At 46.4% G+C, this 13,605-nt stretch carries 12 protein-coding genes; 1 reads left to right on the top strand and 11 read right to left on the bottom strand.

From position 1 onward, the window contains the following. Positions 1 to 260 precede the first annotated feature (260 nt). The 11 genes from MKY73_RS20660 to MKY73_RS20710 all read right to left on the bottom strand — a co-directional run bounded on the left by MKY73_RS20660 (position 261) and on the right by MKY73_RS20710 (position 12,951). Positions 261 to 1,214, bottom strand: a complete 954-nt coding sequence (locus MKY73_RS20660; RefSeq protein ID WP_339240888.1) for a 4-hydroxy-3-methylbut-2-enyl diphosphate reductase — start codon at positions 1,212 to 1,214, stop codon at positions 261 to 263. 67 nt (positions 1,215 to 1,281) lie between these two features. Further along, a complete protein-coding gene (locus tag MKY73_RS20665; protein ID WP_339303240.1) occupies positions 1,282 to 2,742 on the bottom strand; it encodes a HAMP domain-containing sensor histidine kinase in 1,461 nt (486 codons plus the stop codon). Position 2,743: 1 nt separating this feature from the next. Beyond that, positions 2,744 to 3,433, bottom strand: a complete 690-nt coding sequence (locus MKY73_RS20670; protein ID WP_339240884.1) for a response regulator transcription factor — start codon at positions 3,431 to 3,433, stop codon at positions 2,744 to 2,746. A 174-nt stretch (positions 3,434 to 3,607) separates the two neighbouring features. Further along, positions 3,608 to 5,275: a trypsin-like peptidase domain-containing protein gene (locus MKY73_RS20675; RefSeq protein ID WP_339240882.1), complete on the bottom strand. Its 1,668-nt coding sequence runs from the start codon at positions 5,273 to 5,275 to the stop codon at positions 3,608 to 3,610. A gap of 148 nt (positions 5,276 to 5,423) precedes the next feature. Further along, complete coding sequence (locus MKY73_RS20680) at positions 5,424 to 6,086, bottom strand: response regulator transcription factor (RefSeq protein WP_339240881.1); 663 nt, start codon at positions 6,084 to 6,086, stop codon at positions 5,424 to 5,426. A gap of 17 nt (positions 6,087 to 6,103) precedes the next feature. Continuing rightward, the gene (locus tag MKY73_RS20685; RefSeq protein ID WP_339303241.1) at positions 6,104 to 7,129 is read right to left on the bottom strand and encodes a sensor histidine kinase; all 1,026 of its coding nucleotides are present in this window, start codon (positions 7,127 to 7,129) and stop codon (positions 6,104 to 6,106) included. Positions 7,130 to 7,132: 3 nt separating this feature from the next. Then, a complete protein-coding gene (gene liaF / locus MKY73_RS20690) occupies positions 7,133 to 8,161 on the bottom strand; it encodes a cell wall-active antibiotics response protein LiaF (RefSeq protein ID WP_339260054.1) in 1,029 nt (342 codons plus the stop codon). Positions 8,162 to 8,358: 197 nt separating this feature from the next. Continuing rightward, on the bottom strand, positions 8,359 to 8,574 hold the full coding sequence (locus MKY73_RS20695; protein ID WP_339240876.1) for a hypothetical protein: 216 nt from the start codon (positions 8,572 to 8,574) through the stop codon (positions 8,359 to 8,361). A gap of 111 nt (positions 8,575 to 8,685) precedes the next feature. Continuing rightward, positions 8,686 to 9,468, bottom strand: coding sequence for a 3D domain-containing protein (locus MKY73_RS20700; RefSeq protein ID WP_339303242.1), 783 nt, complete (start codon positions 9,466 to 9,468; stop codon positions 8,686 to 8,688). A gap of 177 nt (positions 9,469 to 9,645) precedes the next feature. Beyond that, on the bottom strand, positions 9,646 to 11,583 hold the full coding sequence (thrS, locus tag MKY73_RS20705; RefSeq protein WP_339303243.1) for a threonine--tRNA ligase: 1,938 nt from the start codon (positions 11,581 to 11,583) through the stop codon (positions 9,646 to 9,648). A 414-nt stretch (positions 11,584 to 11,997) separates the two neighbouring features. Continuing rightward, positions 11,998 to 12,951 carry a putative sporulation protein YtxC gene (locus MKY73_RS20710; protein WP_339240871.1) on the bottom strand — a complete coding sequence of 318 codons (954 nt, stop codon included), beginning with the start codon at positions 12,949 to 12,951 and terminating at the stop codon, positions 11,998 to 12,000. A gap of 171 nt (positions 12,952 to 13,122) precedes the next feature. Between MKY73_RS20710 and MKY73_RS20715 the strand changes: the two genes are divergently transcribed. After that, complete coding sequence (locus tag MKY73_RS20715; RefSeq protein WP_339303244.1) at positions 13,123 to 13,527, top strand: hypothetical protein; 405 nt, start codon at positions 13,123 to 13,125, stop codon at positions 13,525 to 13,527. Positions 13,528 to 13,605 lie beyond the last annotated feature (78 nt).

Here is a 13,605-nt window from a genome sequence, read left to right on the forward strand (position 1 = left end):
TGAGAGCACAATCAGTTTCTAACGTGCGTCTGATTAAATATATAAACTCTGTCGCGCTTAAACGCTTGTTCGCTTTTAAGCTTTTATCCGTTAAAGTGAATATATCATAGATCTCCTGTTGCGTCAAGGTACACCTTCTTTATCCTATATTAAAAAGAACCCTGCTCCACAGGCACCAAATTCGGTTCTGCATAACAGGATTCTTCTTATTCACATCTCGTTTGCAATTCACATACACGTAGACTTACATTGCCTTCACACTAAGGTGTACGTGTTTTTTCTCTAACTGGGGGCAGCAATTTGCTCATGTTCACGGTACGCTTAATCTCCCACGTCTCCGGCTTGTCATGCTCATACTGCTCCAAGTAAAGGATGACTTCCTTCGTAATCGGTGTAGGTGTTGATGCACCCGAAGTAACCGCCACCTTATTGACACCTTTCAGCCATTCTTGCTGAATCTCGGAGACATCCGATACACGGTAGGCCGTAACCCCCGCGATTTCCTCCGACACTTGTGCCAGACGGTTGGAGTTATTGCTGCGAGGATCACCCACTACAATAACCAGGTCTGCTTGACCTGCCTGTTCAGCAACAGCTTCCTGACGCACCTGAGTTGCGAGACAAATCTCATTATGAATCTCAGCGCCAGGGAACTTCTCCAACAGCCGGCTCATAATGTGTTTGATATCCCACTGGCTCATCGTGGTCTGATTCGTAATAAGGATTTTGCCTGGAGGTATGTTCAGTGCTTCGATCTCTTCTTCCTTCTCGATCAGATGAACGAGATCTGGTGCAACGCCAACGGCACCTTCTGGTTCAGGGTGATTCTTTTTGCCGATATAGATGATCTGATAACCCTCTGCCGTCTTCTCCCGAATGAGATCATGTGTCTTGGTGACATCAGGGCATGTTGCATCCACTGTTGTCAATCCTTTATCCCTTGCCAATTTACGCACTTCTGGAGATACACCATGAGCTGTAAAAATAATCGTGCCACTCTCCACTTGGCTCAAAATATCCATTCGGTTCGGACCATCCAATGTAATAATACCTTCATCTTCAAAGGAATCCGTCACATGTTGGTTATGCACAATCATACCCAATATATAAATAGGTCGTGGTAAATCCAGATTGCGTGCCGCTTGACGCGCGAGCACCATCGCATCCACAACGCCGTAACAATATCCTCGCGGCGAAATTCGTAGTACTTCCACTTGGTTGCCACCCGCTTTCTTTCTCGGCAACATTGCCGATGTAATTGCAGTCCTGTCTATTATACCTTTATTCGATAGGCGGAGCAAAGACAACCGGCAACCAGATAATAAAGGTGGTTCCTTCTCCACGTCTGGTCACAACCTCAACCGATCCGTGGTGTTCCTCAATAATCCACTTCGCAATGGAAAGTCCCAGACCTATGCCCGGTGTCGCCCCACGAGACTCATCTGCCCGATAGAAACGATCAAAGATGAAAGGCACTTCGTCCCGATCCATCCCAATACCGGTATCGCTGATGCGTAGTCCCACCTGACCTTTGTATAATACGGCATCCAGCGTTACAGAGCCGTCAGGTGTGTATTTAAACGCATTTTCGATAAAAATAAACAGCATCTGTTGCAGATAGTCCTTGCTACCGTTCACATAGATACCATTGAGAATTGACAGATCACCTGTACGCCACTCCGCATGGTGATCCAGGAATTGCGATCTTCGCGCGACTTCCTGTACCAATATCTGCAGCGGGATCGGATTCAGTTCAATTTTTTGCCCTGTATCCGCTCTCGCCAATGACAACATGTCACTGATCAGCCTGCTCATGCGTTTTCCTTCATCGGCCATGTCTTCCAACGCCTCGACGGACATCTGTCTGACCGTTTCTTCATCCAGATTCGGTCGGTCTGTTGCCTCTTGATCCCACAGCTTTTTCAGGAAGTCCACGTTCCCCCGAATGGTAGTCAGCGGTGTACGCAGTTCATGCGATGCATCGGATACAAAGCGGCGCTGGGCAGCATTCGTCTCCTCCAAACCGCGGAATGACAATTCTGTACGCTCAAGCATATTATTAACCGTTTCGATCAGACGCCCGATCTCATCCTTAGGCCCCGCATATTGAATACGTACACTTAGGTCATCTCCTGATTGAATCTGATTTGCGGCATCAATGACATTCACGAGCGGACGCATCGACTTGCGGGCCAGAACAAGACCTGAGGTAATAGCGAGGGCCATCGCTACAAGCCAGCCAAAAACCAAAATATTAAGCAACGCTTCCAGCAGGCGCTCCTGTGAACTTACATTGGCTCCTACCTGAAGAATTCCACGTACTTCATTGGTACCTTGAAGAGAAAGGGGTAGCTGATTCACCAGAAACGGTGTGCCATCCACATAGATCTTCGATATGCCACGCTTTTCAAGAATTTCATTGGATTTCAATACCGGAAACTGAATCTGTAATTTCTTCATATTGCCGGAAATTATGCCCGAACGACTCTGATAATCCCAGAGCTGAATATAGATTTGAGCCTCCTGAAGCTGGCTCTCTGTAAATGGGTCCAGATCCAACGACTGCGAAAGAGGGTTAACACCAATTTGCTCCGTAATCCGGGCACTCTTCACCTTCAATTGCTGTTCGACTTCCTGGTAGGAGTTAAAATAAACAAAGGCATAGATTACAACGCCCCAAAAAATAAGCACAGCCGCCAAAATGCCAGAATACCATGCGGTTAGTCTTAACCGGATGGACATATCAGGAGTCACCTCTCAGAATATAACCGGCTCCCCGGATGGTCTGGATTAGACGTTTGCCACCGTATTCTTCGGTCTTCTGTCGGAGCATGGCGATGTATACTTCAAGCACGTTAGACTCACCGCTGTAATCATAACCCCAGATTTTATCCATAATCAGATCACGGGACAGTACCCGTCTTGGATTTTGCATAAATAGATTGAGCAGCTCGAATTCCTTGGCAGTCAGTTCCAGACGTTGCCCATCTCGGAGTACTTCACGTGAGTCATTGTCCAAAATGATATCTTCATACATTAAGCGGTTGTCCGGCGTACTTGCGCTATCTGACTTGCGGCGCAGCAATGCCCGGACACGCGCCAATAATTCTTCCAACGCAAAAGGTTTTACAAGGTAGTCATCGGCTCCCGTGTCCAGTCCGGTCACCCGGCTCTGTACCTCGTCCTTGGCAGTCAGCATTAGCACAGGCACTTTGCTGCCTGCTTCTCTCAATCTGCGACATACCTCAAATCCGTCAATCTGCGGCATCATCACATCCAGCACAACAATGTCCGGCTCCTTGTCCATCAGTTTACTAAGGCCTTCGGCTCCGTTGGAAGCAGTCTGTACCTCATATCCTTCAAAAGCCAAGCCCCGGCGGAGCATGGATACAATTTTTTCGTCATCATCCACAATCAAAATAGTTGAGCGCATGGTCTTTCTCCTTTATCCTAACGTTTTATCCCATTGTAACAGGCAGAAGCACAATCTGCATCTTCAAGTAGGCGTCTCAAATTCTTCACTGGTCCTTTATACCCCTGCTTTATCAGGGCAAAAAAAGCGGAAGGGCCCTCAAACCCTTCCGCTCTTTCGATCCTTACCCGATATTTATGGTTGTTGCTGTTGGGTATCTGTTGTTTGTGAAGTATCAAAATCATTTTTATTGCCGATTTTTATTTTCAGATCCATTTTCTTACCGTCACGAACCACGTTCAATGTCACTTCACTGCCAATTTTCTGTTTCTTGATAAAATCAATCAGATCCTGACTTGTGGCATACGGCGTACCATTAGCACCAGTGATGATGTCATATGCACGAAGATCTGCTTGGTAAGCCGGTGATTGGAAGATCGTGCTAGCTACGACAGAACCTTCGGTAATGTCTGTTCCCATTTGTTTAGCAACTTCAGGCGTGAGAGCCATCAGAGATGCACCGATAAATGGTACTGGCTCTTTGGGAACTTCTTTGTTCTCTTTGAGATATTTAACGGCTTCAGAGATAACGCTCGATGGGATCGCAAAGCCAATCCCTTGTGCATCTGCGCTTACTGCAACGTTCATTCCGATAACTTCCCCATTCAGGTTCAGCAACGGACCACCAGAGTTACCCGGATTAATCGAAGCATCTGTTTGCAGCAAATGGCTGTACTCACGTGTTTTTCCTGTTTCTTCATCTGGAATGCTGATTGTACGTTCTTTGGCACTCAGCACACCTGCTGTAACCGTATGTTCGAATCCTTCAGGGTTACCGATCGCTACAAGCCACTCACCGACTTGAGTGCTGTTGGAGTCACCCAGTGGAGCTACAGGGAACGCATCGTCACCACTGTTTTTCTCAATTTTCAGTACAGCTAAATCCAGATCGAAGCTGCTTCCCAGAAGTTTAGCTTCATAAGGTTTACTGTTGTTCTCCAAAGTTACCTGAATTACGTCCGCACCCTGAACTACGTGTTGATTCGTCAGGATATATCCTTCTTTGTCAAAAATGAACCCGGAACCAATGCCTAGGGGTACTAATTGATTACTGCCTTGCTGTTGTTGCTGACTCTGACCTTGATTGCCTTCCGTTCCGCCCCCATTACCGAAGAAGTATTGGTACAACGGATCACTTGTGTTCGATCCACCCTGACCCATTCCTGTACGCGAGGACTGTTTCGCGAGTGTTTCGATTTTGACAACAGCTGGACTTGTACTCGTCACTACGGAAGAGACATCTTCTTTGCCTGTTGGCAGTAACGATGCTGTCACATTGTTGCCTCCACCTGTGTTTGTGGACGCTTCCTGTCCCGAGCTTTGATTTTCCGTGTTCGTAAGTGCAGTCTCCGGTGTGAACATGTTTGTTCTATCGGCTGTGTACATGAGAACGGTAATGACCAGCATGCCGGCAATAAAAGAGAACAACAGTGATCTTACGGATGAACGCGGCTTGCGGTTATTATAGTTCCAGTTGCCTTTGCCGCCATTCCCTTGATCTCCACCATTACCTGAGCCGTTTCCACCGCCTCCTGTTGATCTTGTCGCTTGCTCGGAGGATTGATTATTGTAGTAAGTAGGTACGGGTCTCACCGGATCAGGTTTTGTAATCTCTACATTTCCTTCTTCACGTTGATTATTGCTTCCCATGTGGTTTGCTGTATCTTCCTGATTCACGGACTGAAAAGGTCCATAAGAATAATAATAGGAGGATTCGTCCGTTCCGGAAGAATTGCGATTCTCCGTTTGTTTGGTTTCGTTTTCCTCGTCTTGACGGTTCGATCTATAATTGCGTTCGTCCATGCCTCTCTACCTCCCAATCTCTTATTCCCAAGAGATATTCTTTAACTGTCCTTATTTTGTACTTTAAACCTTAACCGTACCTTAAAAACAATTAAAAAGGAGATAAAAGCACGGAAGAATAGATTGTTTTTCCCGTCATAACGGGATTTTATCCTTTCGTTTTCACCCAACCCTGACGATGCGCATAGATTGCCAATTGGGTTCGATCGTCCATCTCACATTTCATCAGCAGGTTGCTCACATGTGTTTTGACGGTTTTGATACTGATATGTAATTCTTCTCCAATGTCTTTGTTGGTCTTCCCCTCTGCAATAAGCAACAGCACTTCCTTTTCCCGTTCAGTCAAGCCAGACTCACTCTCTCTCGCTGTACGTTGCCTGATTCCCCGAGTCAATGCCTGCGACACATCACCTGTCATAACAGGCATGCCTCTGTAAGCTCCTTGAAGAGCATAGATCAATTCTTCAGCAGAGACTGTCTTGAGCACATAACTTACAGCACCCGCTTCAATCGCTTGCACAACAAGATCATCCTCCAGGAAACTGGTGAGCATCACGATCTTCATCCCTGGAAATTCAGTCATGATAGCTTGTGTTGCTTCTGCGCCATTCATGATCGGCATCATCAGATCCATGAGGATCAAATCGGGCATTTCATTATCATTTAATTTGCGCAACTGATCGAGCGCATCCTGCCCATGGCCTGCTTCTCCCATCACATGAAAAGTAGGTTCCAGCATCAGATACGTTTTCAAGCCCATTCGTACCATGTCATGGTCATCCACAATCATTACGTTTACTTTCCCACTCATTCCGTCTCCCCCTTAATTCATTCAGAAACATTAGGAAATTTCGGGATCAATACCCGTACCGTCGTTCCCGCTCCTGGCTTCGATATAATCTGGACTTGCCCCCCAAGCTTCTCGGCCCGTTCACGCATGGTAGATAACCCATATGAACCTGGACGCTCGGCTTGATGCAAAAATCCCTGACCGTCATCGCTGATGCTCATGCTGATCTGATGTTCACTCTCCCGTATGGACAGGCTGACCACCCCTGCCTCTGCATGTTTCACAACATTGGCAACAGCCTCCTGAATAACAAGAAACAGCTGGTGCTCAATGGCATCCGAGATTCCGCCATCCAGTTCCAGCTCTTTCACACCTTTAAGACCATTCTGCCGGCAATAATCAGGAAACCAGCTATCCAGTGCCGCGGCGAGATCACGCCCTTCCAGCTCCACCGGTCGAAGTTGGGCAATGAGTCCTCGCATCTGTCGCTGCGCAATATGTGACATCTGAATTAACTGGTCCAGCACTTTACCGCCATGCTCCGGATTCATCTCCAGCAGACGTGGTAAGGATGAAGCCGACATATGCATGGCAAACAGCTGCTGGCTAACCGTGTCATGGAGATCCCTTGCCATTCGTTTGCGCTCTTCAAGCACAGCGCGCTCCGAGGCCTGCTCCTTCTCAATCACTTCCTGCTCACCGAGACGCTGAAGCAGTCTCATCTTTTTCTCAATCGAATCCATCATGACATTGAACTCCTGGTAGACACGACCGAACGAAGCGTCATCCGCTTCAGGCATGCGTACCGCCAGATTACCCTTGGACACTTTCAACATGTTAAGATCGAGCAGGTCGATCTTGCGCTGAAGTCGTAATGCGGCGATATATCCGGTGATAACGGTGGCCAGCACAATAACAGCAACATAGGTCCATGCCCGTTGACGGCCAGCCCCCATCAATACCTCTCCATATAATAGATAGAATCCACCCAGCGTAATCAGACCCGTTAACACAAAATACATCATCAGTTCCCACTTATTGGCCTTGAGAATTGTTCGAATCATGCATTAACCCACCTTATTAACTTTGACGTCTCCGATAAACACACTTACAATAATGCGCACCTTTTTGCTTGCCTCACGATAATGGGCAGTTTCAGCCTGCGCACTACTCAGGAATCCGCCACGTTTCTGATTCAACAATGACATGTCTCCAATGAATGAATTCGTCGTCACCGTCACACCCAGATCCATATCTTCTGGTACAAATACTTTTACATCACCGATAAATGAAGAAATGACAATCTTCGTCTCACCGTATGGAATCTGTGCTTTGGTCAAATCAATTACGGTATCTCCGATAAAGGCCGAGATGTTCATCGGTTTCAACGAGAACACTTCCTGTCCCATATACAAATCCCCAATAAACGCTGATTTATTAATGGTATTGCCACTGCCATAATCCCCATAACCATTACCGTAGTCATCATCATAATGTTTTTCATATCCAGTATCACTTGAGTTATGCGATTGATATTTCTTCTTATATTGATGCTCTTGTGATGATGAATCTGTTGATCCTGTGAAATGAGGGCCATATGAGGCGTTCTTCTGTTCCTGCTTAGGTTTGCCAAAAGTTTTCTCGAACTGTTCGTCAAACGAAGATGGCATCTCCAGATCCTCAGGAGACAACGGTTTATAAGGTTGCTCAGGTGCTGGAGGTGGCTGCATTTTATCATGATGTTTCCGGTCGCGACGTCGTGGCCCAATCAGTACGAATAATCCTCCGCCAATTAGCATAACCGGGATCAGATAACGGATGAACTCCCCCATGGAGTAATCTATCCATCCCAGGTTACGGGCAAGAAAGTAACCACCAATCCCCAGTACGATGACCGGTCCAATAAAAGCATAACCCCCGTTGCGACGAATCTCGGAGATTCCCTTGGCCCCCCACCAGATTAAAAATAACGGCCAATATGTTCTGAAAATATATCCTACATCAATGTCATATCCCAATTGTCTGAACAAGATCATCGCACCTATAGCAATAAGAGGTATGCCAACCCACCAGCGGTCACGCGTAGATCGTTTCATCGCTCATGTCTCCTTCGTCTTTATTATGTATCCAGTGTAACTCAGACAAGGCAATGAGAACAGCGGCGGCAGGTGGAAGTCATCTCGGTCTCAAGACTGAGATGTAAGGATATTTTTGTAAAAACTTCGCATATGTAAAACACCCCGGAGCTGCTGCTCCAGGGTGCTGAATCATCATTGGGTTAATGAATCTTCATTTATTTTTTGTATTTGGATGCTTTGCCTTGACCTTGGCCAGTTTGGCCTGTGTTTTCTACACCGAACTCGGCATTGAATTTTTCATCAGGTGTTTGGAAATTATCTTGAACTTTGTTTTGAGCGGATTGCTTCACTTTAGATGCTGCATTCTCTTCTCCAAACTCTGCATTGTACTTCTCGTTCGGCGTTTGATACCCTTGTGATTTTTTAGCCACAACGAATCACCTCTCTCTTCATATTTACGATGCATTGCTGCACCGCGGGGTTCGTCCCCAGTCAGTATTATGTGGAGAGAGCACTTCTGTTATTCATGTTCACATGTGAAATTAAATGGCCTTGTCCAACCAAGAATCCGGTACAGATTTGTACACATTGATCGCATCTGCCAAATCGCTGAGCATCTTTTCTGTACACTTTCCAGCGCCTTGCCTGATCACCTGTACCTCCACATCCTTTTTGCCCCACTCCTTATACACTTGCTTGGTTGTCGGGAAATACAGATCAATTTTATTGCCTTTGATCGCCGAACCGGTATCTGCTACAATCCCGTATCCATAGCCCGGAATATATAGAATGGAGCCCATTGGAAACAGCTTTGGATCAGCTGCAATCGTGGAGACCGTTTCTTTATCACGGCGAACTTTGACACCGGAATACGTAATTCCGTATTGTGGATGTTTGGGTCCTTTTCCTGTAGACTCCACACCTGCCGTATATCCCGTTGCTGTCACCTTCTGTGTGCCTAGCACCTGTTCTGAACGTGGAGCCAGCACGGGCATAGCCGGATCAGCCACCTGTTTCTCGGGAAGCTCAGGCCTTGGGATGACCATCGGTTGTGGTGACCACAGTAAAGCCATGTACACCATCGTTGTCAGCTGGGCTTCATCGCTGTATAGATGGCCGGCCTGTTCCGGAAATTCTTGATCAGGCTTGCTCGAGGTCTCAATCGAAGCCTCACTGCTCCGACTCTCGACATGCAGTATTGCACTTTCCTCTTCAAATGTATACGCATCTGCCTGATTCAGGCTGATCATCATTCCGGCGAACATTACACAACCAACCAGTAAACACCTTATCGTTTTCTTTTGAATTGAGAATTGCTTTTTCATTGTACAACCTCCCCCTCACTGCAAAGGTTTTCCAAAAAGCAATTAATCTATACTTTTCAAAATTGAAAACGACGAAAAAACGCCTGAACAACAAGGGAGTTCCCAAGTTACTCAGGCGTTTATTCAGATAAATCAGCTCAGCTTATGCAATGGTTATCCCATAAATCAATGGTTCATTTACACCAAACGTGTTGCAATTTCCTCTTTCAATTGTGCAATAATTTCATCGACCGGTTTCATGCCCAGATCGCCTTCTCCACGCTTACGCACGGATACTGCTTCTGCATTACGCTCATTCTCACCGACAACAAACATATAAGGCATTTTCTCAAGCTGCGCCTCACGGATTTTATATCCAAGCTTCTCATTCCGCAGATCAGCTTCAGCAGAGATTCCCGCACGTTTCAGCTTCGCTTCTACTTCACGCGCATAATCGTCGAAGTTTCCGGATACCGGGATCACTTTGGCCTGGACCGGAGACAACCACAGCGGGAAAGCTCCTGCAAAGTTCTCCAGCAAGAATGCTGTGAAACGTTCCATCGTACTGATTACACCACGGTGAATAACGACCGGACGATGTTTCTGTCCGTCATCTCCCACATATTCAAGCTCAAAGCGCTCAGGCAACAGGAAGTCCAGTTGGACTGTAGACAATGTCTCTTCTTTGCCCAATGCTGTTTTGATCTGCACATCCAGCTTCGGACCGTAGAACGCAGCTTCACCTTCTGCTTCATAGAATGGGAGGTCAAGCTCTTCCACAACTTCACGCAGCATGCGTTGGGACATCTCCCACATCTCGTCGTTCTGGAAGTATTTCTCGGTATCCTTCGGATCGCGATACGACAGACGGAAACGATATTCGTTGATACCGAAATCCTTGTACACGGTTTGAATCAACTCGATAACACGAGCGAACTCTTCTTTAATCTGATCCGGGCGTGCAAAAATGTGTGAGTCATTCAGAGTCATTGCACGTACACGGTGCAGACCTGTCAACGCTCCTGACATTTCATAACGGTGCATCATGCCAAGCTCGGCAATACGGATTGGCAGATCACGGTAGCTGTGCATGCTGGACTTGTACACCATCATATGGTGAGGACAGTTCATTGGACGGAGAACGAGTTCCTCGTTATCCATAACCATTTTCGGGAACATATCTTCCTGGTAGTGCTCCCAGTGTCCAGATGTTTTGTACAATTCCACGTTACCCAGAACTGGTGTGTATACATGCTGGTATCCAAGGCTTTCTTCCAGATCCACAATATAACGCTCCAGGGTACGGCGCAGCTTCGCACCGTTAGGCAACCAGATTGGCAGACCTTGGCCAACCAGTTGGGAGAATGTGAACATTTCGAGCTCTTTACCCAGCTTGCGGTGATCCCGTTTGCGAGCCTCTTCGAGGAAGTGCAAATGCTCGTCCAGCTGTGCTTTTTTCACAAAAGCCGTACCATAGATACGTTGAAGCATTTTGTTTTTGCTATCTCCACGCCAGTAAGCACCCGCGACATTCATCAATTTGAACACTTTGATTTTGCTAGTCGATGGCACGTGAGGACCACGACACAAGTCGAAGAATTCACCTTGTTCATAAATCGTAATCACGCTGTCCGCTGGCAAGTCACGAATCAACTCAAGTTTGTAGGGATCGCCCACTTTTTCGAACGTTTTGATCGCTTCCTCGCGGCTAACTTCCTTACGTACAATTGGCAAATTCTCGTTTACAATACGCTCCATTTCCTTCTCGATCTTTTGCAGATCTTCAGGATTGATCGCATGTTCGAGGTCCATATCATAGTAGAATCCATCTTCAATGACCGGGCCGATACCGAGGCGTACTTCTTGGTTACCATATAAACGTTTCACGGCTTGAGCCATCAAGTGAGCTGTACTATGACGCATCACTTCTAGTCCTTCTGGTGAATCCAAAGTTACGATCTCCACCAATGCTCCTTCATGAAGTGTTGTGGACAAGTCCACCACGATACCATCCAGCTTGCCGGCTACGGCATTTTTGCGCAATCCGCTGCTAATCGAAGCCGCTACGTCCTCAATGGTGCTGCCATCCGCGTACTCACGTACCGAACCATCCGGTAATTTAATGTTAACTGCCATTTGTCTCATTCCTCCTGTTAATGTAACCTTCATGTCCTAATGTTCAAGGATTGATTATCTAATGCTATTCCAATCATTTTGCAAAGGAACGCAAAAAACACCCGTCCCGGCAAAGGGACGAGTGATATATACTCGTGGTTCCACCCTAATTCAGCTGATTCATCCTATTCGGAGACACAGCCCTCATTGGCATGACGATAACGGGCATGACCCGGCAGATCCTTACTCGCGGATAATCTCCAGTAAAGGCGATGTTCTAAATCCACTTTCAAAATTGCAGCTACAAAGGGGTAAACCATACGTGATATCCGGAGGAAATTTCAGCCAAGGTTCCTCTCTCTGCACCGATCTTGCGTGTGGTCGTTGTCTTTGTCAACGCTTTTGGTTCAATGGCTCACATGAAAAAATCATGGATCAACAGTTATTATAATTGCCGAGATCACTTGCGTCAAGACCTGTCAACAATCCTGAACGCAGCACTTCACATTCCGGGCAATGATGGCAGATTTGCACTTTGTCTTCAAAGATCTGGCATATGGTCGAGATGATCGGCAGATCGGGGGTACGCGTATGCAGCATAACTTTCTCAGGAGAGATCGAGATGAGAGTACTTACAATCATATCTTCAATATCCATCTCCAGTTCCAGACCGGGCATTTCCACAACGACCTGTTCATCCTTTTGTACGGGTAATAGATTAAGTCCAGCATCCAGGACCTGAAATTCATGCATTCCCTTGTGTACAAGATGAACCAGAGGTACTTTGGCTTCTTGAAAAAAAACAAAATATTTTAACAGCCCCATAAACTCTTCATACTGCCGATCCATCCAGAATTCATCCAGCGCATACTCCACTAATTCCTGAAGCTCCTGTTTATATGGCCGTATGCGGAAGTTGATAATGCCTTCAAGGTGAAAAAAGTGAACATCCTCCAAATCCTGCCGTAGTCCACTAGCCAATGTAGTACGACGGCGCTCCCGGAGTCCGGGTTGATCCAGGTCACCATTTAATAGTAGTGGCATGCAGATTCGATTGACCTTCTCCACCTCATGCTCATCCATGACAGAACATGCCTTGGCAATCATATCCTCGACCATGTTACGTTCTTGTGTCTCCATAATGAAATCGGCGAGCCCAAGGGAGAGCAGATCACTAATCCGGGGAAGCCATTGCTGGAAGTCTTCATGATTCTCATTCCCTCTGCACACCCAGGCTGCTCTCCCATCATTATGTTTGAAGACAAGCCTGAATCCTCTTTTACTTATATGTAAACCTTTGGTTTTTTCCTTGACACAACGATAAAATTGATCCGCTTCCTCTTGCCCCGATACATCGGTCCATACAGCAAACAGTTCCACAAGAATCACTCCTTTCCTTCCTCTTCAAAGTATATGGCAAGGCCGATGGGGATATACGAAGCGGATTGATGGAAAGCGTGTCATGATTTCTCAGTATATTATGAAGAGGTTTGGAGTTAAGACAAAAATGTGTTATTATTTTAATAACAGTATGTTTCACGGAAAAGGAGGGAAGCCAAAATGCGACAACAACCTAGAATATTCCACTACACGATCATTATCATTTTGTGCGTTTTCCAAGCCTTGTGCTTCCCTATTCCGACGCAGTCCGAATCTGCTGTTGGGGTGTCTGTTGAAGCAACTTCCAACAAGGAAGTGCTGTTGCAAATACCCGAAATCCAGCAGAAACCTGTTATTCGCAAATATCCACAAGTCATGACCAAGCTGATTGCGGTTACGCATAATAAGCCTGTCTTTCTTGTCCTCGCATTGTTATTAATGCTGCGAATCCCTACAACGGGTCTGTCCTTTAAACCGTGGTATTGTCTGTTTAAACGCAGATTATTTCTGCTACCTATTAAGTTCACCAGTATGTATGTATCCCTCACCCCTATAGCACCAAAATACGTGAACGCTCTTCAGTAGCCGTTACGACGTATTTACAGGTTGCTTTTGCATGGAGACACCTCTGTATTGAAGACGGTGCGCTTGTGCATATCTTAT

The organism is Paenibacillus sp. FSL R5-0519 (assembly GCF_037974275.1).
Classification (GTDB): domain Bacteria; phylum Bacillota; class Bacilli; order Paenibacillales; family Paenibacillaceae; genus Paenibacillus.

What these genes read in the sequence shown, in the direction of transcription:
- MKY73_RS20665 (WP_339303240.1), bottom strand. Translation starts at nt 2,742, where the DNA reads ATGTCCATCCGGTTAAGACTAACCGCATGGTATTCTGGCATTTTGGCG.
- MKY73_RS20670 (WP_339240884.1), bottom strand. Translation starts at nt 3,433, where the DNA reads ATGCGCTCAACTATTTTGATTGTGGATGATGACGAAAAAATTGTATCC.
- MKY73_RS20675 (WP_339240882.1), bottom strand. Translation starts at nt 5,275, where the DNA reads ATGGACGAACGCAATTATAGATCGAACCGTCAAGACGAGGAAAACGAA.
- MKY73_RS20680 (WP_339240881.1), bottom strand. Translation starts at nt 6,086, where the DNA reads ATGAGTGGGAAAGTAAACGTAATGATTGTGGATGACCATGACATGGTA.
- MKY73_RS20685 (WP_339303241.1), bottom strand. Translation starts at nt 7,129, where the DNA reads ATGATTCGAACAATTCTCAAGGCCAATAAGTGGGAACTGATGATGTAT.
- liaF (WP_339260054.1), bottom strand. Translation starts at nt 8,161, where the DNA reads ATGAAACGATCTACGCGTGACCGCTGGTGGGTTGGCATACCTCTTATT.
- MKY73_RS20700 (WP_339303242.1), bottom strand. Translation starts at nt 9,468, where the DNA reads ATGAAAAAGCAATTCTCAATTCAAAAGAAAACGATAAGGTGTTTACTG.
- thrS (WP_339303243.1), bottom strand. Translation starts at nt 11,583, where the DNA reads ATGGCAGTTAACATTAAATTACCGGATGGTTCGGTACGTGAGTACGCG.
- MKY73_RS20715 (WP_339303244.1), top strand. Translation starts at nt 13,123, where the DNA reads ATGCGACAACAACCTAGAATATTCCACTACACGATCATTATCATTTTG.